At 50.0% G+C, this 21,783-nt stretch carries 14 protein-coding genes, 1 tRNA gene and 1 riboswitch; of the genes, 8 read left to right on the top strand and 7 right to left on the bottom strand.

What is annotated here, in order from left to right; genetic code table 11:
* The first annotated feature begins 62 nt into the window (after positions 1–62).
* Together C1A10_RS00700 and C1A10_RS00705 are read left to right on the top strand one after the other, a co-directional pair.
* Positions 63–869, top strand: coding sequence for an MBL fold metallo-hydrolase (locus C1A10_RS00700; RefSeq protein WP_101908396.1), 807 nt, complete (start codon positions 63–65; stop codon positions 867–869).
* A 121-nt stretch (positions 870–990) separates the two neighbouring features.
* Positions 991–1,064 (top strand) — tRNA-Gly (locus C1A10_RS00705).
* 207 nt (positions 1,065–1,271) lie between these two features.
* Here C1A10_RS00705 and C1A10_RS00710 read toward each other — a convergent pair.
* A complete protein-coding gene (locus C1A10_RS00710; RefSeq protein ID WP_101908397.1) occupies positions 1,272–1,490 on the bottom strand; it encodes a helix-turn-helix domain-containing protein in 219 nt (72 codons plus the stop codon).
* A gap of 304 nt (positions 1,491–1,794) precedes the next feature.
* A riboswitch (cyclic di-GMP riboswitch) is annotated at positions 1,795–1,885 on the top strand.
* A 68-nt stretch (positions 1,886–1,953) separates the two neighbouring features.
* On the opposite strand from C1A10_RS00710, the gene C1A10_RS00715 reads away from it, so the two are divergent.
* Positions 1,954–4,602, top strand: coding sequence for a sensor domain-containing diguanylate cyclase (locus C1A10_RS00715; protein WP_101908398.1), 2,649 nt, complete (start codon positions 1,954–1,956; stop codon positions 4,600–4,602).
* An 86-nt stretch (positions 4,603–4,688) separates the two neighbouring features.
* Positions 4,689–5,864, top strand: a complete 1,176-nt coding sequence (locus C1A10_RS00720) for a GGDEF domain-containing protein (RefSeq protein WP_101908399.1) — start codon at positions 4,689–4,691, stop codon at positions 5,862–5,864.
* Positions 5,865–5,920: 56 nt separating this feature from the next.
* Here the strand turns inward: C1A10_RS00720 and C1A10_RS00725 are convergent, their stop codons facing one another.
* Both C1A10_RS00725 and C1A10_RS00730 read right to left on the bottom strand, forming a co-directional pair.
* Positions 5,921–7,267 (bottom strand): sodium-dependent transporter, encoded by a 1,347-nt coding sequence (locus tag C1A10_RS00725; protein WP_101908400.1) that lies wholly within the window; start codon positions 7,265–7,267, stop codon positions 5,921–5,923.
* A gap of 122 nt (positions 7,268–7,389) precedes the next feature.
* Positions 7,390–8,787 carry a tryptophanase gene (locus C1A10_RS00730; RefSeq protein ID WP_101908401.1) on the bottom strand — a complete coding sequence of 466 codons (1,398 nt, stop codon included), beginning with the start codon at positions 8,785–8,787 and terminating at the stop codon, positions 7,390–7,392.
* A 412-nt stretch (positions 8,788–9,199) separates the two neighbouring features.
* Here C1A10_RS00730 and C1A10_RS00735 point away from each other — a divergent pair, with 412 nt between their 5' ends.
* Positions 9,200–9,937: a helix-turn-helix transcriptional regulator gene (locus C1A10_RS00735; RefSeq protein WP_101908402.1), complete on the top strand. Its 738-nt coding sequence runs from the start codon at positions 9,200–9,202 to the stop codon at positions 9,935–9,937.
* Positions 9,938–10,009: 72 nt separating this feature from the next.
* Here the strand turns inward: C1A10_RS00735 and C1A10_RS00740 are convergent, their stop codons facing one another.
* Both C1A10_RS00740 and C1A10_RS00745 read right to left on the bottom strand, forming a co-directional pair.
* Positions 10,010–10,471, bottom strand: a complete 462-nt coding sequence (locus tag C1A10_RS00740; protein ID WP_101908403.1) for a MarR family winged helix-turn-helix transcriptional regulator — start codon at positions 10,469–10,471, stop codon at positions 10,010–10,012.
* A 214-nt stretch (positions 10,472–10,685) separates the two neighbouring features.
* Positions 10,686–11,288 carry a hypothetical protein gene (locus C1A10_RS00745; RefSeq protein ID WP_101908404.1) on the bottom strand — a complete coding sequence of 201 codons (603 nt, stop codon included), beginning with the start codon at positions 11,286–11,288 and terminating at the stop codon, positions 10,686–10,688.
* A gap of 302 nt (positions 11,289–11,590) precedes the next feature.
* Between C1A10_RS00745 and C1A10_RS00750 the strand changes: the two genes are divergently transcribed.
* Positions 11,591–16,675, top strand: a complete 5,085-nt coding sequence (locus C1A10_RS00750; protein WP_101908405.1) for an Ig-like domain-containing protein — start codon at positions 11,591–11,593, stop codon at positions 16,673–16,675.
* Positions 16,676–16,722: 47 nt separating this feature from the next.
* Positions 16,723–17,025: a hypothetical protein gene (locus C1A10_RS18290; protein WP_180950926.1), complete on the top strand. Its 303-nt coding sequence runs from the start codon at positions 16,723–16,725 to the stop codon at positions 17,023–17,025.
* 50 nt (positions 17,026–17,075) lie between these two features.
* On the opposite strand, the gene C1A10_RS00760 is transcribed toward C1A10_RS18290, so the two are convergent.
* The gene (locus C1A10_RS00760; RefSeq protein WP_101908407.1) at positions 17,076–17,843 is read right to left on the bottom strand and encodes a GntR family transcriptional regulator; all 768 of its coding nucleotides are present in this window, start codon (positions 17,841–17,843) and stop codon (positions 17,076–17,078) included.
* Between the two features lie 104 nt (positions 17,844–17,947).
* A complete protein-coding gene (locus tag C1A10_RS00765) occupies positions 17,948–20,479 on the bottom strand; it encodes an AMP-binding protein (RefSeq protein WP_101908408.1) in 2,532 nt (843 codons plus the stop codon).
* Between the two features lie 195 nt (positions 20,480–20,674).
* Between C1A10_RS00765 and C1A10_RS00770 the strand changes: the two genes are divergently transcribed.
* Positions 20,675–21,739, top strand: a complete 1,065-nt coding sequence (locus tag C1A10_RS00770) for a hypothetical protein (protein WP_101908409.1) — start codon at positions 20,675–20,677, stop codon at positions 21,737–21,739.
* Positions 21,740–21,783 lie beyond the last annotated feature (44 nt).

A 21,783-nucleotide genomic window follows, 5' to 3' on the forward strand; every position in this document is an offset into this window, starting at 1 on the left:
AAACAGGCCATATCAGCAACTCTCTCGTTTGATATGGTCTGCCGTATTTCGGAGGGAATTGCATGAAGCTTACGGTGCTGGCGGACAACAACACCTTCATTGACCGGTATTACTGCGGTGAGCCTGCCGTCTGCTATTTCATTGAGGATGGCGGGCAGCGGATTCTGTTTGATACCGGCTATTCCGGCTTATTTCTTAAGAATGCGCGAAAACTTGGGCTGGACCTCAACACTGTTTCTACGGTCGTGTTTTCCCACGGACACAATGACCATACCGGCGGATTTCCTCACCTGCTGAAAATTTACCGGGGCAACGGTCTGGCAGTTCTGGCGCATCCGGATGCGTTTGAAGAAAAAACCGAGAGCGGCGAGCCCATCGGTTCGCCGCTCTCGGCGGAGCAGATACGGGAAAAATGCCGGCTGGAGCTGTCGGCAAGGCCTGTAAAGCTGACCGAGCGGCTGACCTTTCTCGGGGAAGTTCCATCCTCAAATGAATTCGAGAAGCGTTCCCCAATTGGGAAGCGCAGACTGGACGGTCGATTGGAGGACGATTACGTCCTCGACGATACAGCGCTCGTCTATCAAAGCAGGGAAGGGCTGTGCCTGATTACCGGCTGTTCGCACAGCGGAATCTGCAACATCATTGAATATGCGAAGTCAGTCTGTAAGGACAGCCGTATCCGCGGCGTTATCGGCGGGTTCCATCTGTTTGAAGACGACTTTCGGCTTGCGCAGACAATTGCGTATTTTCAGAAAAACCGCGTTGCTGAATTATATCCCTGCCATTGTGTTTCCTTTGCTGCCAAAGCGCGCATCCATCAGGCCATCCCTGTCCGGGAGGTGGGCGTCGGGATGGAACTTACCTGGTGATATTTGACCTGTGTAACCGCATTTTGACTTCAAGTCTTTCCAGAGTTTTCAGTCTCCTTTCAAATATGCCGCAAATTCTGTTGACAGAACCTGATATTTAGTATATAATGTTCATCGTTACGCAGGTATGGTGCAATGGTAACACTTCTGCTTCCCAAGCAGACAACGCGGGTCCGATTCCCGTTACCTGCTCCAACTGGGACAAAAATAAAAGGACTTGAATCTTTGATTCAGGTCCTTTTGCCTTAGATATACACAATAATACCCGTAACAGGGTTTATTGTATTTTTTCCGCTTATTATGCAATGCTGTCTGATACCTGCCCTTCCGTGCGTAAATCGAATGGCGCATATAGTGCATAGAAGGCGGTTCCCGGTCGGGAACCGCCTTCTATGTACTATATTATTCTTTATACGGGATCGGGTTGTTTGTTCGTCCTAAAATATAATCGGTGGAGGTACGGTAAAAATCAGCTAAAACGACTAAATGCTCGACGGGTATTGTCTGGAATCCTCTTTCATACCTGGAATAAACGGTTTGGCTTGTGTTCAGAAGTCTGGCAATATCCTTTTGCAGGAGATCTTTATCGCTTCTTAAATCTTTCAGCCGTGGAAAAAACACACGGGCACACCTCTTTTCGTAGTACTTTTCCGTACTATTGACTTTAGCATGTGTACATGGTAAGATTACTATGGTAGTACTTATAAGTACTATCTAAAAGCTAAAATAAATGAAAATTTATGCCGGAATATTAAAGTTTGAGTCTGTATTCTAAAAAAATATCTGGAAAATTATTCCGCGATCAAATATAAATTGACAACTGCTTGGCTATCGCTTATGATAAAAACGAAATATTCTACAAAAACATTTACGAAACAAGAGCTTATTTTGTAAGCTCTTTTGCAAGAATATAGCGTATTTTATATAAAATAATTGGCAAAACCGGAGAAATCCGGTGACGCAAAATCAAGGGTCTAAACTATCCGCAGATGATAGCAGGACAGCCGGTTGCAAATATGAGATTCGAAACCTCTGCACATTGGGCTGATAATCCTTTCAACTTTTGTGCAAGGGGGGATAATTGTTGAAACCAAATCGTTCAAGGGAAGACGGCGGGCGGAATACCCTTTTGATACAATATTTCGGGGTGCTGATGGTGCTTGCTTTAGTGCTGCTGTCTTTTTGGAGGTTTACCAAACAGACGGAAAAATATTCACAGGAGCAGAGTAAGGAACAGCTGAACGAAATTGCGCTCCAGACCGCCAATTCAGTCAGGCTGAAAATTCATGATGCCATCAGTTACCTCGCGGGAGCCACCGGCTATTTCGCGGGGTTTCATGATTTACGCTCGCAAAATTCTCTTGCGCTGCTCGGCCAGCTTGCCGAAACGGGAGGATTTTACGGGCTGAGGGTTGTACTGCCGGATGGAAAGGGTTACGCATCGTCCGGAAATATTGTAGATTTATCGCAACGCGACTATTTTAAGAGGGCGGCCGCAGGAGAAACCGGCATGTCCAATGCTTTTATTGCTTATGCGCCAATTTACCAGAATGGGACAGTCGCTGGTGTTTTGTGCGGCCTTTATAATATGGAAAGCTTATATACAACCGCCGAAATCGCCAATTTTCGCGGACAGGTGGGCTCTTTGATCTTTCAGCAAAACGGAAGTATCGTTCTCAACTCCGAAAACGCAAAGGGCCATTTTGAGCGGTATGGAAACGTCTGGGATACCTTCAGCCGCGTAGAATTTACCGGAAGCTCCGGTTATCAGGAATTTCACGCGCAGGTGCTGAACGGCGGGAACGGCTTTGTTGAGTATTATTTAGATGGAGAAAAACAGATTGCCTGTTATACGCCGGTCGGGGTCAACGACTGGTATACGCTGCACACGATATCGGCGTCTACCATAGCGGTCGATATTGAACCGGTCAACCAGATGGGCGTGACTTTAATCCTGGAGATTTTCACCTGCTTTTTTATATTGGTGGCGGGGATTGTCTATTACGCAAGAAAATCCAGAGATATGCTGATTCATGTGAACCGGCGCCTTGATTTTCTAACAAACGCGCTCCCCGGCGGAGTGCAGAAATGCAGCCCGGATGAAAAAGGTGAGTTTCTCTATCTTAGTGACGGTTTTATCCGCATGTTCGGCTATTCCAGAGAAGAAATCAGGCAGAAGTTTCAAAACAGCTTTTATCAAACCATTTACGCACTGGATCTCCCAAAGGTGATGCAAAAACTTGAAAACCCGAAAATCGGCGATGTGATCGAACTGGAATACCGCATAATGACCGGGCGCGGGGAACTGGTCTGGGTGCTGGACAAGTGTACTTTAACGAAAGACGAACAGGGGAGCCCTTTCTTTTACTGTGTCTGTATGGATGTAACGAATTTGAAAAAAATCCAGCAGGAGCTGCAGCTGAGCAATGAACGGTTCAGGATTTCCATGGCGCATACCTCCAATGTTATTTTCGAGTATGACCTTGCACAGAGCCAGATTTCGTTTGTCACCAAAACCCGCTCTATTTATGGATTGCCATCTGTAATGGAAGATATCAGCATTTGGAACAACACATTAAATCCGGAGTCCGCCGCGGAACTGGAGGAAGCGCTGAATAAGATAAGGGCGGGTGCAAAGGCTTCTGGTTGCTTGATCCAGATGCAGCGGGCGAACGGCAAAACTGCCTGGAACCGTGTAACGCTTACGAATATCTTTAATGATTATGGAAAACCTGTCCGTGCGATTGGCATGCTGGAGGATGTAACAGAAAATAAAGAGGCTGAACTGCGCTACGCGAAGGAAAAACAGTACCGTGCGGCCATGCTGGCCGATGTGCGGTCTATTTTTGAAATCAACGTGACGCAGGACAGGTTTTCCGTAGAACTTGGGGGAAAGGTGGAACGGAGACAGATACAGCTTCCGGAACGGTTTTCCGAAGCGCTTCCACTGATTGTGGCAAAGTGTGTCTATCCAAAAGAACAGGAACTGGTTCTGCAAAATTTCAGCCTGAAAAATTTGATGCGCTGTTATCAGAATGGGGAAAATTCTTTGGCCTTTGAATATCGCAATGTAGATGCAAACGGAAATAAACTTTGGGTGTCCAACCGGACAAATCTTCTTAAGGATCCTGAAACCGGCGATATCAAAGCATTTTCTTATGTCAGGGATATTGATGAGCAAAAGCGCAAGGAGCTGGCGCTGAAATATCAATCTGAGCGGGACCCTCTTACGGGACTTTACAATCGTGTTACCGCAGAAAAGCTGATTACCGACTTCTTAAAAACCGAGGAACTCAGTCACGGCGGGCATGGATTCCTGATTATCGACTTGGATAACTTTAAAAATATCAATGACAGTTACGGGCATTTATCCGGTGATGCCATGCTCAGACAGGTTTCAGCGACAATCAGAGAAGTTTTCCGTGCTACTGATTTTATGGCCCGCCTGGGCGGAGATGAATTTGCAGTTTTTATGAAAGGAGCCCGATCAAAGGAGCACATCGTCGCGAAAGCGAAAGAACTTGTTGAATCGCTGCGTAAAATCCATCTGGAGGAAAAACCGGAATGTGTAATATCCTCCAGCATCGGAATCGCATTTGCTCCGGAGCACGGATCCACCTTTGAGCAGCTCTATCAAAAAGCAGACGAGGCGCTTTATTATGTCAAACGAACTGGAAAGAACTGTTGCTGTTTCTATGATGACTCCATGTCGGCGGCAACAACGGCAAATTAAAAGGAAAAACATGTCTAATATCGTGGAACTCTTACGATTTCTGTGCTATAATAAGACAATATCATTTGGTAAAGAAGGTTGCCAAAATGCCTGAGACCATTGTGAACATTGTCGCTTGCCTCAGTTCAGCCATTCTGTATCTTCTGCTGACCGATTTGAGGTATGATATGCGCAGATCACTTGCAGTCGGAATGGGAGGTTGCCTGGTGCTCTCGGGCTTTTTTGGCTACGCAATGATGTCGGGCGTTCCTGTCGCCGTGGCAACCGCGGTTACGATGACTCTGCCGTCGCTGCTGATGATGAGGGTTCTGTCAAAAAGCGGGGGCTGGCCGTTCCTCTTTACTTTTTGCACGGTTGATATCTTTGTGCTGGTGGTATATTTTATTGCACAGGCGGCTTTTGCTGTTTCAGGTGTGTTCCTTTTATATGTGTTTTGCATGGTGGGAGGCCACGCGCTGCTTTACACACTGGTATTTCATATCAGGACCCCCTATCTGCGGGTGCAGCGTTCTTTAAAGTCAGGCTGGAACAGCCTTGCCCTTGCATCGGCCTTTTTCTATATCATGTTTTACCTGCTTGCAGGTTACCCGGTGCCGCTCTCGGAACGGCCGGAATATATTCCGACTGTGCTTTTTTTCTGTGTGATTGTTTTAGCTGTGTATATGGTTGTCGCGCAGCTTATCAAGCAACTGAAAATGGCGAATGATTATCGGAAGGATGAAAGACTGCTGCGGACACAGCTTGATTTGAAAAGCAGCCAGCTGGAGGTGCAGCAGCTTTATTACCGCTTGGCTTATGTTGATACCATGACTGGGTTGAAAAACCGGACCGCTTTTGAGGAAAGAAAACTGGAGTTGGAAAGGGATTGGAAAAGCCGCTGCCCCGCTGCCTGCATTTGTTTGGATCTGAACAATCTCAAGCAGACGAATGACCGGCTGGGGCATCTTGTGGGGGACAAGCTGATTCAGGCGGGCGCTTCGGTGCTGAGAAGTGTGCTTTCCGGGCTGGAGGAGGTTTACCGCATCGGCGGCGACGAATTTCTGGTGTTGCTGTGCAATACCACAGGTGAGCAGGCGGACAGGATTTACCGCCAGATTCTGAATGCTGTGGAACATTATAATGAACGTCATATTCCAAAAATTGATATCGCAATCGGAATGGAAAAGACAAACACGGACGATCCGGTAAGTTTTGATGAACTGTTTGATCTTGCGGATAAAAAAATGTATGAAAATAAAAAGATGGAGAAATGCGGAAGCTAAAATAAAAAACCCCGGAATTCCTTTCATGAAAAGGAATTCCGGGGTTTTAGCAATAATTATCCGATTCCGCCGTAGAAGATTCCAAGTACAAACACAGCAAGGGTAAGACCGCAGAACACGAATCTGCTCATCGGCTCAAACCAAGCTCCAATCGGTTTTTGGCGCCCCTTTTGGGCGGCTTCACGTGTAAACTTGGGCCCGCAGATCCAGAAAAACAGGATTCCGGCAAGCAATGCGCCCAACGGGCAGACATAAATGGAAACCACGTCCATCCAGCCGCCGACGATGCCTTCAATGCAGACACCGATGATCGCGGAAACGGCTGCAATCGACAGAACGGCTTTGCTGCGGGAAAATCCGAATTTTGCCTGCAGGGTTTCGATAGGCGCTTCAAACAGGTTTACCAAAGAGGTGAGCCCGGCAAACAGGACAGCCAGGAAGAATATGATCATGAAGAAATAGCCCATCGGCATCTGCTTGAAAACTTCCGGCATGGTGATAAACATCAGCGGGGGGCCGGACGCCGGGTCCAGCTGATAGACAAAGACGGCAGGAAGAATGACCAGCGCGGCCAGCATTGCGGCGATTGTGTCAAACAAGGCGACGTTTTTCGCGCTGCTGATCACATCTTCGGAATCTTTCAGGTAGGAGCCGTATACCAGGGTTCCGTTGCCCGCAAGTGACAGCGAGAAGAACGCCTGCCCGAGCGCGAATACCCACGTCTTTGGCTGCGCAAGAGCGTCCCATTTGGGCACAAACATGAAACGGTAACCTTCAATAGCGCCGGGCAGAGTAGCAACACGGATGCCGAGAGCAATAAACATCAGGAAAAACAGCGGCATCATGACCTTGTTGATTTTTTCAATTCCGGAGGAGACACCGGCGACCATGACGATGAAGCACAATGCCAAACCAATGAGCTGCCAGCTAACGCTGCCGAATGACCCGGCAATGGAACCGAAATAGGCGCCGCTGTCGGTATTATGGAATGCGGAGCCGGTAAGGGAACCTACCAGAAAACGGATAATCCATCCAATTACTACAGAATAGCCGATGGCAAGCGCCAGAGAGCCCAGGACCGGTATCACGCCGATTGCTTCACCGATCTTACCGTTTTTGCCGCCCTGTTCAAACGCTTTGCGGAAAGCCCCTAACGGGCCTGTACGCATTGCCCGGCCAAATGACATTTCGCCGACAACTCCGGTGAAGCCGATGATAACTACAAAGAGGAAATATGGGATCAGGAAAGCGGCGCCGCCAAACTGGCCAACGCGATAGGGAAACAGCCAGACATTGCCCATACCTACTGCCGAACCGATACAGGCGAGAATGAAGCCCCATTTGGTGGAAAATGTGTCGCGGGATTTGACATCGGGATTCTTGCTGTGTTCTGTCTTTGCCATATCAATTCACCTCTCATTCAAAACTGATACCTGAAACAGACTGCGCCCCAAATGCGCGATGGACTTGTTCAGTTCAATGCAGCATTTGGGGCGCAGATACGTTCCTGCTTTCTGTGCGGGGATTATTTTTCTATGGGTGCGAGGGATGCCTGGAAGTGGCGAAGAATCGGAGGCTCCCAGGTAATTTTGTAACCATGCTTGATTTCGTGCGCCCTCTTCTGAATGGCAATCAGGGCATCCGCCATGATATCAAAATGGGCCTGTGTATACACGCGGCGGGGAACCGCAAGGCGGGTAAATTCAAAGTCTGCGTGGAGCTGCTTGCCGGTGTCCGGATCGTTTCCGAGCATGTAAGAACCGATGTCACAGGCGCGGATTCCGGCTTCCTTATAGAGCTCGACGCCCAATACCTGACCGGGGAATTCATAATAGGGGATCTGCGGGAACATTGCTTTCGCGTCCACAAATACGCCATGTCCGCCCACCGGGGACTGATAGGCGATACCGGCATCGTCGAGCAGGGAAGCAAGGTATTCCATCTGACCGATGCGGTATTTCAGATAGCTTTCGTCAAGCCCTTCCCGCAGACCGATTGCAAGTGCCTCAAGGTCGCGTCCCGCAAGGCCGCCGTAGGTAATGAAGCCTTCAAAGCTGATGCAGTTTGCCTTGATCTTCATAATCAGGTCGGCATTTTTGGTCTGGTCTTTAATGCCGATCAGGCCGCCCATGTTGACAATTGTATCTTTTTTGGCCGACATTGTAAACATGTCCGCGTAAGAAAACATCTTGTGGATGATTTCCATAATGGACATGTCCTTGCAGGTCTCTTCGTCACGTTTGACAAAATAGGCGTTTTCGGCATAGCGCGCGGCGTCGATATCCAGTGGAATCCCATATTTTTTGCAGATTTCGGAAACATCTTTCATGTTCTGCATGGAGACCGGCTGGCCGCCTGCGGAATTGTTGGTGATTGTCATGACCACCAGGCCGATATTTTCGGCACCATGCTCCTGGATCAGCTGTTCCAGTTTCACGACGTCCATATTACCCTTGAATTTGCACCGTTTGGACGGGTCTTTGGCTTCTTCCACCACGCAGTCGATTGCGCGCGCACCTGCAAGTTCCACATGAGCGCGGGTGGTATCGAAAAACATGTTGGAGATCGCGAACTGCCCCTTGTGCAAAAAGGATGGGAAGAGCACTTTTTCGGCTGCGCGGCCCTGATGGACAGGCTGTATGTAATCATAACCGAAGATTTCCTGTGCGGTCTCCACCAGCTTAAAATAGCTGGAAGCGCCGGCGTAGGCTTCATCTCCGCGCATGACGCCTGCCCATTGCTCCTGACTCATGGCGTTTGTGCCGGAGTCGGTCAGCAGGTCGATGTAAACATCTTCGCCTCTCAGGTTGAACAGGTTGTAATGTGCTGCCGCGATTTTCTGCTCCCGTTCCTCGCGGGTGGTCATTTTGATGGTTTCTACCATTTTAATCCGGAAGGGTTCAGGGGTATATTTGATTGCCATGATACATTTCCTCCTTAGTTGAATACCCCGGTCATCATTTCGACTAGCGGACAGTATTCATGGCATGTTCAGTTTATTTGCATTTTGTGAGAATGTCGCGCGCTGACTGTCTCATTTGAGATAATATTATCATCGTTATAAAATATTGTCAAGAAAAAGTAATGAAATTATCACTAAAATTATAAACAAATTATTGTTATTATGTAATATCACACAAAATAAAGCATAAAATTGTTATTAATGCAATAAAATATAATTGTTACAATAACAAAGTATGCAATAAAGGGATAAATTATTCTAATTTTTTATTATAGTGATAATTTTTTTATTGTCCCTGCATGGTTTCTATGTTATGATAAAGAAAAGCCGGCGTCGTCCGGCAAAATTTTCAAGCAAACGCGGATGGTGAATTATGAACAGAGTTCTCTTGAGGCAATATACCAAGCTTGTCCAATTTTTGACGCAGGTGCTCGGCCCGGATTATGAGATTGCGCTGCATGATATCAGTGAAAAATCCAGCTCTGTTGCCGCAATTGCAAACGGCTATATCAGCGGGCGCACGGTTGGCGCGCCGCTGACCAGTATGGCGCTGAAAACAATTGCCGACAAAAGTTATCTGGAGGAAGATTTTAAAATCAATTACAGCGGGGTTACAAACGGTAATAAAGTGCTTCGATCCTCTACCATGTATATTAAGGATGATGCGGGGAAACTTGTGGGTCTGCTCTGCATCAATTTTGATGACAGCCGCTTTCAGGAGCTGAGTACCAAGCTGTTTCAGCTGTGCCATCCGGATGCGTTTGTGGAGCAGAACATTGTTGTACGCGGCGATCTGCTGGAAACGGAGAAGCTCCACAATGAGGAACAGGAGCAATACCCCAATTCGATTGCCGCAATTACCGACAGCACCATTCAGGAGGCTGTACTGGAGGATGGAGTTCCCGCCGACCGGCTGACACAGGAAGAAAAATTGCGGATTGTGAAACTGCTGGATGAAAAAGGGGTGTTCCTGCTTAAAGGCGCGGTTGGATATGTCGCAAAGGAGCTGCACAGCTCGTCCGCCAGTATCTATCGCTATCTGAGCAAACTCCGCAGGGAGGACGCAAAAGGATCCTCTGTGGAAGATGGGCAGGAAAGAAACAGCGAATGATACGGATAAAATAAACAGAGACCGCTGCCGAAAACCGGCGGCGGTCTCTTTCCTGGTCCGATATGTAGCAATTCAGGATGGTTCCTGCTCTGAACAGGCAGAAATCGATATGCTGCGCACAATTTCCATGGCTTCCTGTAAGGTGTGTAACTGCTCAGGCGTAAGGGCTTGGAAATAAGATAGGCACTGTTCGGCATTGCTCTCAAGGATCGCTTTCATCAGCTTTTCGCCTTTTGGAGAAACCTCGATCATAATCATCCTGCGGTTAGTCGGATTTATTTTACGCCGAACAAGGCGCTTTTCAACTAATGCATGCACTACCTTGGTAAGTTGCTGGCGGGGTATTGAGAGCGCCTCGGCAAGTGCGGACATGCTTTGTGTGCCGTTTCTGGTCAGGATAAAAAGGGCGCGGAGTTGGGTGGCGGGTAAAGAAGACACCTCAGGTCTTTGAACGGACTGGAACAGCAGTCGATAAAGATGTGGGATCAGATCCATTAATTCAACGAGAAAAGAATACTGGTCTACTTGCTGCATTTTACCACTTCCTTATTATTATTGTATGAAAATTTCCTGGCAAAGTCAATGTTCGGAAATATTTTACATAATTAGATTTATTTGTAAATGATTCGTTTGTTTCGCTTCTGACAGAGTCACTTTAAGAGGAAGTGTAAATAAGCGGAAAGGTTCCTTTCCGCTCTCATCTTATACAAACGCAGTCCCGCTCATATAAGATTTTGCAGTCTGCTTTTTATTGCTGAAGTCTCGTTTTCAGGCGTGCTTCGGTATAATTTGTGACAGAGATTGTGTCTGCATTCAAAACCAGCTTGCAATTCGAGACGATCTTGGCGCCTTTTTTGACAGGAAGGTCCACTGATGCGCCGCCCCGGACAGGTTTCACCGTTAAAACGGTATCTTTTTTGGCTGTATAGGCGTTCGTAAATGCAATAACCTCCGGCTGACCGGAATACTCTTTGGTCAAAGCGATGCGAAAAGCGGAACGCGCATGATCTTCCGGGTCAGCGACCGGTGTAATCGAGCGTATGACTCCCGCGCCCGCCGTTACATTAATATTGCCGCTGAACAGACTGGAATCATGCAGGGGGGAGCTGTCTTCCAGCAGGTAAAAATTCCCTTTCGCATCATAGACACGTTCCGTAACGGTGCACACAAGTGCGTCGGAGGAAACCGGCCCGCTTCTGCCCGATGCAAGCGGCTGATACTCATAAATTTTCGTAATTGCCGTGGCGGACGATTCTGCCGTGACAGCCGGTCCGGACGCCGCGGATACGGTGGCTGCCAACCCGCAGACGCAAACCAGAGAAAGAAGAAAACCCGATAGTTTCCGATACATCGAATACCCCCAGTTAATAATAATTTCGTATACTATACCTTAAATTTCAGGCAAATTCAACGCACTTAAATGACCAATTTGTAAATTCGTGATATTTACTGAATATAGACGGGTATTTCATAAATATGGATCATAATCGCACAATCGCGCAGACAAGTCAGAGCGCAAAGCACGCCGAAGGGTTGATTTTTTTCTGTCGAAATATGTTATACTGATAACGCAGGAATTTTTCCCTTTATCTTCACTTATAGTATACAGAACATTGTGATAGATTGACGTGATTATTATATGGAGGGAAACCAATGAAACGTACAACAACAAACAGCCTGGTGCTTGCCATTGTCGCGGTGGTCTTTCTTGCCGCGGCGGGGGCTTCCGCATTGCTGTCCCGTCCCGTAGGTGACGAACTGCCGGCATCGATTTCGATGACGGCTGTTTCACAGACAGAGCAGGGGGTAGACCCGGACAGCACTTTTCAGCTGACGAGCGGTTACCGTGTGAAAAAGGAGCAGCTGGCCGCGATGCTCAGCGTGGAACCTGAACTGGATTTTTCAATGGAAGGATCGGGGAAAAACTGGATGTTGAAGCCCTCCGAGCCGCTGAAGGCCAATACGGTTTATACCTTCCGCGTTCTCAGCGATGCGAAAAATGTGGTGCAGTCCTTTGCATTCCAGACCAAAAGCGACCTGCTTGTCAGCAGTGTCTATCCGGCGGATCAAAGCAACTATGTGGATCCAAAAACCGGAATAGAGTTTACATTCAACGCGGCAGGGGTGAATATCGAGGATTACTTTGAAGTTCTTCCCGCTGTAGCTGGAACCTTTGAAACAAGCGATTATACGGCGACCTTTATCCCGGCTGCGCCGCTGGCGGAGAACAGTATCTACCGGGTGACCCTCAAAGCCGGGCTACCCGCCCCGAACGGAACGGCGCTTCAGGAAGACTACACGTTTTCCTTTGAAACTTCCAGCCCGGAACAGGATAAATGGGATTATACTAGGCTGCGTCTTGCGGGGGAGTTTTCAGAAACCTTCCTGCCCGGTGACACGCTGGCGGTTGAAGTCTCTTCCGGCAGCGATGTAACGGGTGTGGAATTTGACGTAAAAATGTATCAGTTCCCTGACGCCGACGCATACATTAAAGTGCTGAATGAACGGGAAAAATACTATGCGGAGCGCTATGGTGTGCTCAGCGATTACATCGTGGATACCAGCGGCCTGCAGGAGGTTGTGAATTACCACGGCGAGCTGCTGCATCAGGGAGAGAATGCATGGACTTCCTCCTATGCGGTTTTACCGGAAAATATGGGAGAGGGCTATTATATTGTCACCATTTCCGGCAAGGATGCCGAAGGAACGGACCAGTTTGTGCAGAAGCTGGTTCAGATCCGTAATCTGTCGGTCTATACCCAGTCCGTAAATGGCGATACGCTTGTCTGGGTCAATGACCCGTCATCGGGCGGTGCGCTTTCCGGTCTGACAATTAACCTGATTGACAAAAAAACCGGAAATAAGCTGGAGGCGACCACGCAGGATGACGGTACCGCGCGCCTCCTCACCGGCGAAGTGGAGAACGCCCAGCTCCAGGTTTTACGGGACGGGAAGCCGGCCTATGTGGAGGAACTTTCTCTCTCCAAACAGGAGGAAAAAACTCCGCTCAATCAGCATTTTTATACTGCGCTCTATACCGACCGCGAAATTTATCAGCCGAACGATACCATCCGTTTCTGGGGAACGGTGAAACCGCGCACGGTAACCAGTACGACGCCGGAGGTCGTTTATGCGTCGCTTGGCACCGATTGGCCGGTATCTGATCTGTATCTGATGAAAGTCAGCGTCGGTGCGGACGGAACCTTCTCGGGAGAGATGAAGATTACCGGTGTCAGAAAAGACTGGTATAGTTTCCGGATTACCGATGGGAAAGACGGCGTCTATACCACGAAAAACTTTGAAATCGGTGACTATACGAAGCCTGCTTATCTGATTGAGGTAAAAACCGATAAAGACGTTTATTATTATAACGAAACCGTGCGCTTTGAGATTGCGGCGAACTTCTTTGACGGGACGCCGGTTTCTGGAGGGAAACTGCGTCTGAGCGGTTACGGAATGACATTTGGCCCATCTGGGCAGGACAAGGAAATAACGCTTGACGCGTCCGGAAAAGCAACGGCTACCGGCATGATGGACACATCGGTCTACCGCGACCAGAGCGGCATGTACAGCTGGTCCCCGCAGCGAATCTACTATGATGTGAGCAATGCGCAGGAGGAAGATGTTTACATCAACACTTCCGGCTCCTTCTATGCGCTGCCGTCCAGGGTAGCGGCGCAGGTGACGGCAGACAGGGACGGCAAAACCCTGACTGTGGAAACCGCGCAGCTGGATGTGTCCAAAGTAGGGCAGGCGGGGGAAGTCCGGCCGATGGTCATTCCGTCCGAATATGAACGGCTTAAAGGCGCGCCGGCCGATCTGCCGGTCGCGGTGCTGGTACATAAGACAGAATTTATTCAGACGCCTATCGGCAGTTTCTACGACTCTGTCAATAAGAAAACGGTGCAGCGTTACAAGACGGAGCAGCGTGAATCGGTGGAACAAGTCCTCAACGGCTATACTTCCGGCGGGAAAGCCGTTTTCAATGATGTGCCCTACGCAAACGACGAAAATGTGTACTACTGGTATGAAGCACAATTCAGCGGCGGAATTGTGGGATATGTAAACGCCAAAGGCTACCCGGGCCGGCTGTACAGCCTTCCCACAGAGTTTGACGAAGTCAGCTCCTATGCATTTGTCGATGAATCCGCCGGACAGGACAACACGAACATAGATTTCATCAGCAGCAGAAGCTTCGGCCGCGCCGCGATGGATGAGCCGATTTTGCTGGGGCTTTATAAAAACGGCGTGAAGGTTGAAAACAAGGGAAGCATGCTGTGCAGCGCGTTGCAAAGTAAGATGCTCCGGAACACCGTCACCCGGGATGATGAGCTCACCTTCACGATGTCGGAAGAATTCCTGCCGAATGTCCGCTTTACGGGTGCATACTTTGATGGGCGACATGTTTACCAGATCAATGATTATGATGTTTCCTATAATTATGACAGCAAAGTGCTGAACATCGACGCAAAAGCGGAGCACGACAGTTATCGTCCGGGAGAAACGGCAAAAATTCTAGTGTCCGTTACAGATAAGGTGACTGGCAAGCCTGTGGCGGCCAGCATCTGCGTGGGAGTTGTAGATGAAGCCGTGTTCCAGCTCGCACAGCAGAAGGTAGACCTTGCGGGACAGATTTATCAGGATGTTTTTTATCCAAACCTCGTTCGGTCCGTTTCCTATAAGGAATATAACCTGGAAAGGGACTCTTTGGCTACCGGAGGAAAAGGCGGTGGCGGAGGCGACAGCGGCCCGCTGCGGGAAGACTTTGTGGATACGGCGCTGTTCCAGACTGTCGCGGTGGATGAAAGCGGCAAAGCGGAGGTAGAATTCACGCTGCCCGATAATGTAACGTCCTGGCGTATTACTGCGGCAGGAGTCACGCAGGACCTCAAGGCGGGTGATACCACCGCGAATACCGTTGCGACATTACCGTTTTATCTGCGTCCTCTCTTTACCGATACCTATCTCGTAGGGGACGATGTGGCATTTTCCGTGGGCGGCGTTGGCACCGCAATCAAAACAGAGGATTCCGTAGACTATACGGCGACCGTCTTTGACGCGGACGGCAAACAGGTGGATCAGAAGACCGCGTCCGGAAAGGCGGTTGAACGCACGGCGTTCAACCTCGGCAAGTATGACGAAGGCGCGTATACCCTGCGTCTGGAAGGAACATGCAGTGGGAACAGCGACGCCGTGCAGGTGCCGTTCTCTGTGGTAAAACAGGAAATGACCGTTTCCCAGATTGATACAGTCCCGCTTGACCAATTGCAGACGATTTCCAGCGTTACTTACCCTGTCAAACTGAGCATCTATGACAAGCGGATGGCCGCGTTTATGGATGGCCTTCACCGTCTGAGCAACCAGAGCGGCGCCCGCACGGAAGTGCTTGCCGCCGCGTACCGCGCGCAGGTGCTTTATAACGAGCTGCTGCCGGAAAACGAGCAGATCACCGTCCGCAAGGACGCCCGTTTGGATAACATCCAGCAGATGGACGGGGAAAGCGGCGTGAAGCTGCTGCCGGTTGGCGAGAGCGACGCTTCGGTGACCGCAAAGATGCTCATTGCCGCACCGGAACTGATCAACAAGGGGCAGGCGGTTACGTTCCTGCAAAAGGTGCTGGCCGACGCGGCCTCTACTCCAAATGACCGTGTGATGGCTTATACCGGCCTTGCCGCCGCAAAATCTCCTGTACTGCTGGACATCACCAGAATGCTCAAAGAAAATGCGGATCTTACAACGGCGCAGAAGCTTTATCTGGGCAGCGGTTTGGCGCAGCTGGGCGACTTTACCAGCGCGGAGGCGGTTTACAGCGCGCTCAAGGAGTCGAGCGCGGTTGTAACGGAAACCGACCTCAAATATGTGACCGGCGCGACCAATGACGAGCGGCTGGAGAATACCGCGGCAGCGCTGATGCTGACTTCCATCACCAGCAACCCGGATGCCGATGCGTTGATGAACTATCTGAATGCACAGGATAATGACCGCTCCGCCAGCTATACGACGCTTACCAACCTCGAAATGCTGACCTATCTGGAAAAGTTCACGCTGCCGGAGGGAGAAAAACCCGGAAAGTTCAGCTATGTTGTCAATGGTGAAACAAAAGAGGAAACACTGGATGGAAATGGTGTCAAAGTGCTCAGCCTGAGCGCCGAGACATTCAGAAATGCCCAATTCAAGATTCTTTCGGGCGGCCTTTCCGCCGCGGTACGCCATACCGTTTACGCGGGCGACCTGGATGTCCCGTCCACCAGCAAGCTGACCATTTCCAAGACCTATACGCCCGCGGACGGAAAGTTCAAAACCAGCGGCAAGGTCCGCGTGGATTTGAAGGTGACCTTCTCGGACGACGCCCCGTCCGGCTGTTACCAGATCACGGACTTTATCCCGTCCGGCATGCGGTATATGCCCGCCTCCGGCAGAAGCAATGTGTGGTATGACTGGTGCTGGGGCATGGTGGAAAACGACGGACAGACGGTGCGCGGTTATGTCTATCGTGATAACTCCAAGCTGCCGGGGTCTGCGGCGGACTCCGGGGACAGGGACGCTTATGCGATGAAGAACCCCCGTGTGATGACCGGGGGAGAAGCGGAAGACCCCAATGTCTATACCCTGACGTACTATGTAAGCTGCGTGCTCCCCGGTGAATTTGTCGCCGAAAGCGCTTATGTGACACCCAACGAAGCGGGAATCTCTGCGAAATCGGAACGCACAACGCTGAGCATTCAGGGCGCTGAATAAATTTGACAACTTCAAGCGGCGCCCACTGTGTTTTCGGCGGGCGCCGCTTGACCAAACGTGTTGAAGGTGTAAAGATGAAAAGATTGATAAACAATCAGTCTTTTGTGAGCGTTGTCCGTACTTTAGGATGGCTCTATGTAGGCGCTATGTTTGTGAATACGATCTTCTTTTACAATCAATTTCTTTATCAGACTTTTTTGTCCTCCGGATTTTTTGGAGCGGTTGCGGGTGTTCTTATCAATTATAAGATTGATTGGAAAGCAAAACCGCTCACAACTCGAATCCTGTTTATTTGTTTGGATATTACGGTTTTCTTATTTATCAGCTGGAGACTAATCAATTACAAATGAGCAGCGACCCGGTATTCTAAAATGAATACCGGGTCGCTGTATTTTACAATTCAGTAGTGAATATCCCGCTGCCGGATCATGCTGAATTTGATGATATCTGGGTCGATGTACTCCTGCGCGTACATGGCGGGCTTGTCGTTGGTGTCGTAATTGACGCCCTTTAGATAGAGAAACGCCTTGTCGCCAAGCTCCTGTATATCTGCATATTTGCTGAGGTTCGGGATGCGTTTACCGATTTCCGCGCTGATTTCCACCTTGTCCCAGACGATTTTACGTGCGGACTGATAAAACATGTAGGCGAAAATCGAATTTTCAAAACGTGCCATTTCGGAAAGATTCTGCTTTCCGCCGACAGAAGCGAGGGAAAAATAATCCGCGCAGTACGCACACATCTTATGGTCGGCAAGAAACATTTTCTCCGCAACCACAAGCTCGTCGCCCTCTTCAAGCAGCAGGCTTTCCGCGATTTCCTTATCCTGCGGAATGATCTTCATGTCCAGCAGGCGGACGCTTGGGGTATACCCACTGTCCCGGATCATCGTGGTGAACTCGGAAATGGGGTTAAACTTCACCTTGATGCTCAGCGAATCCACATTGACAAACGTCCCCTTGCCCTGCCTGCGGAAGATGACTCCTTCGGAGGCCAGGTCGTTGAGCGCGCTGCGGATTGTGATGCGGCTCACCCCGATGATATCGGCGAGAATTTCCTCGCTTGGAAGCTTGTTGCTGTGCTCCAAATCCATAGTATTGATATATTTGCGGATTTGGACTTTTGCCTTTTCTGAAAGCGGCATTTCATTCAGGCGGAAATCATCCAAAAAACGCACCCCACTTTCTGAATCCGTGCACAAAAGGCACGGTATCTATGCTGCGGAACTGTCACAACTATAGCAGGTTGGACGGATTTGTCAAGCGGATGCCGTCAGGCAGTGATGACACTGTCCGCCGCCTGCAGATTCAGCTGCTCGACTGCCTGTTCACGCATCTTATATTTCAGAATTTTACCCGCCGCATTCATCGGGAAACTGTCAACAAAGGTGATATAACGCGGCGTCTTATGTTTGGCGATGTGAGTGACAATATAGTCGTGCAGTTCCCGCTCAGTCAGGTCCGCATTTTCCTTTGGAATCACGCAAGCCATGATTTCTTCCCCGTATTGCTGGTCAGGGACGCCGATGACCTGCACATCCTTCACCTTGGGATGGGTGTAGATGAAGTCCTCAATCTCCTTGGGATAGATGTTTTCGCCGCCGCGGATGATCATATCCTTGATGCGTCCGGTAATTTTGTAGTTGCCATCCGGTGTGCGGCGGGCAAGGTCGCCGGTATGCAGCCAGCCCTGTTCATCAATGGCGGCGGCTGTTGCCTCCGGCATTTTATAGTAGCCCTTCATGATATTGTACCCGCGGGCGACAAACTCCCCGTCCACGTTGTCCGGCAGGTCTTCGCCGGTGGCCGGGTCGACAATTTTACACTGGACGCCCGGCAACGCACGGCCCACGGTGTTCACACGCACATCCAGCGGGTCGTCCACGCGGCTTTGTGTGCAGCCGGGGGAAGCCTCGGTCTGCCCGTATACAATGGAAATCTGGGTCATATGCATGTTGTCGACAACATCCTGCATCACCTTGACCGGGCAGGGGCTTCCGGCCATGATTCCGGTACGCATATGGGAGAAATCCGTTTTGGCGAAGTCCTCGTGCTCCAGCATGGCAATAAACATGGTCGGTACGCCATGGAAGCAGGTGATTTTTTCACGGTTAATGCAGTCGAGCGATTTACGGGGGGAGAAATAAGGCATCGGGCACATTGTAACGCCGTGCGTTACCGATGCGGTCATCGCGAGCACCATGCCGAAGCAATGGAACATCGGCACATGAATCATCATGCGGTCGGCAGTCGACAGATCCATGCAGTCGCCGATGTTCTTACCGTTGTTGATGATGTTGTAGTGGGTGAGCATGACACCCTTCGGGAAGCCGGTGGTTCCGGAGGTGTACTGCATGTTGCAGACGTCGTGACGGCTCACCAACGCAGCACGCATATAGACCGCCTCGACCGGTACTTTTTCGGCCAACGCCAAGGCGTCGTCCCAGGTGAGGCAGCCCTTCTGGCGGGATTCCACGGTGATGATATTACGCAGGAACGGCAGCCGTTTCAGGTGCAGAGGCTTGCCGGTTTCGGAGGTTTCCAGTTCCGGGCAGAGCTCCCGTATGATTCCCACATAGTCGGAATCCTTGAATCCGTCCACCATCACCAGTGTATGGGTATCCGACTGGCGCAGCAGGTATTCCGCCTCGTGAATTTTATAGGCGGTGTTGACGGTGACAAGCACCGCGCCGATTTTCGTAGCGGCCCAGAACGCGATGTACCATTGAGGAACGTTAGTCGCCCAAACAGCCACATGGTCGCCCTGCTTTACTCCCATCGCAATCAGCGCGCGGGCAAAGGTATCGACATCGTTTCGAAACTCAAAATAGGTTCTGGTATAATCAAGCTGTGTGTAACGGAATGCATACTGGTGAGGGAACTCCTCCACTACCCGGTCAAGGAGCTGGCTGAAGGTCAGATCAATCAGGCTGTCCTTTTCCCAGATATAGCTCCCGGTATTCGTTGCGTTGGAGAACAGCTTCCGGCTGAGCGTTCCCGCTTCCGCGAAACGCTCCATATAGTTGACAAAATGGGGGAATACGATCCCGGCGTCGAGAAGGTCTTTGGCCCAGCGTTTCACCCATTCCAGCGAAACATAGCCGCTGTAATCGATGGAACGCAGCGCCTGCATCATCTCGTCAATCGGCAGGTCGCCTTCTCCGAGCATCCGGTATTCAATGCCGTTTTTGGTTTCCACCGAATCCTTAATGTGGACGTACTTAATATAAGCGCCCAGATTCTGGATGGTCTGTCCCGGCGTCTCGTGTGCGAAGCGGTAGGGATGGTGCAGGTCCCACAATGCCGCGACCGAATCGCTGGCGATTTCATTGAGCAGGTCGCGCAGGCGTGCTGTATCCGAGTAGATGCCGTTGGTTTCCACCAGCAGCGTGACGCCTTTTTCTTCCGCCAGCGGGATGCACCGGCGCAGTTCGCGGACAACCGCTTCGGTGTCAACTTCGCCGCTTGGCTCGGGGCGGCAGTCTGCCAGAATGCGGACAAACGGGGTTCCCAGCTGTGCGGCAAGCTGGATATGCCGGATGATTTCCCGGTGGGTTTCTTCTGTGTGTGCGGTATCGTTCAGGCAGCAGCCGGTGGACAGGCAGGGGATTTCCAGTCGCAGCGAAGCAAGCTTCTCCATCGTTTCAGGAAGATGGGCGGGGGAAAAGGGCGGCGCATCATAGGCATGGAGCCAGCTTCCGATGCCGCGGACTTCAATCCCGTTGAAACCGAGGTCCTTTGCCATGGCGTAGATATCTTTCCAAGCAAAATCCGGGCAACCGAGTGTGGAAAAAGCGATTTTCATGACAGTCTCTCCCATTCCAAAATACACATATATGGAATAGTATACTGAAAAAGAAAGCCGCAGTCAATTTTTTTGTCAGGTATCTGAGAAATACGGTTTTATTTTAATTATAAAAAATGTATAATGAAGGTGAAATAAACTTCCAAATTCTAGACACTTATAAAATGAAGATTTCAGGAAAGGGAGAACAAAACTATGAAAAAACTAATTGCCGCGGCGATGGCGGCCGTTCTGGCACTTGGCGTTCAGGTGACCGCGTTTGCCGCCTCGGTCAACACCCAGACCAGCAACATTACCGCGCTGACCGGTCTGCCGATCAATGAAAACGGCAAACAGGTTGCCGCAGCCGGGGACACTATCGCGCCTAACCAGAAAATTTATTATCTGATTCCCCCCGAGGCCGCCAAACTGCTGAATGATTCTAAAGCGTTCAAGCTGTCTGTGCGCAAAACGACGAACGGCAAATATGTCAGCTCGGTCAAGCTGGTGGAAAAGAAACTGCTTTCCGGTACCGGCACCAACTACTACGTCCCGGCGGGCGCGGCGGCTATTAATAAAGCGGATGCAAACACCTTTAAAACCTATGCGGCGAATGCCCGCAACACCTATCTGGAAATTGCGCTCAAGGATACCACCTCTATAGATGAGTTTAAAGTGGAACTAACCGCTTCGTTTACCGCGAGAAAAGCAATGAATGGAATCAAATACGCAGATACTCAAACGGTATTCTTTGGAAATAAAGCAGATTCAAATAAGATCAATCCGAATGATAAGCTAAACCTGAAGGTCAGCTTTTATATGGCGAATGACAGCGACAGCGGAGACGCCACCGTTACCGTAGGGGAAAAGGGCGTTGTCGTGAAGCCGGACGCCAATTCCAATAATGAAATTGTGTTTGAGGGCAGCGATACCTTTGCGACGCTGACCTTCAAGGCGAACGACGACCCCGACAAATTCTATGCGAAGCTGTCCACCAAATGGACCTCTGCGCTGCTTGCCAAATTCAGAAACACCGACGCTGTCATCCGCGCATTCTCTCCTGCAACGATCGACTCATCCAGCCGCGCGACGCTCGCGCTGAACAATCCGTTTGATGAGGATGTCGATCCCGAGGATGTTTATATTTACGCGCTCAATTCCAAGGGCGCACTTGTGAATGCTACAAGCAGTTTCACCTATAATGAAGACGATGACACTTTTGAGATCAAAACGCGCACCCTTACCACCTATATTATTTCTGACGTAAGAGTAAGAATCTGACGCATAAGTATGCAAAACGGCGTCCGGAGTATTCCGGACGCCGT

Origin of the sequence: Marasmitruncus massiliensis, assembly GCF_900186535.1 — a bacterium.
Lineage (GTDB): Bacteria > Bacillota > Clostridia > Oscillospirales > Ruminococcaceae > Anaerotruncus > Anaerotruncus massiliensis_A.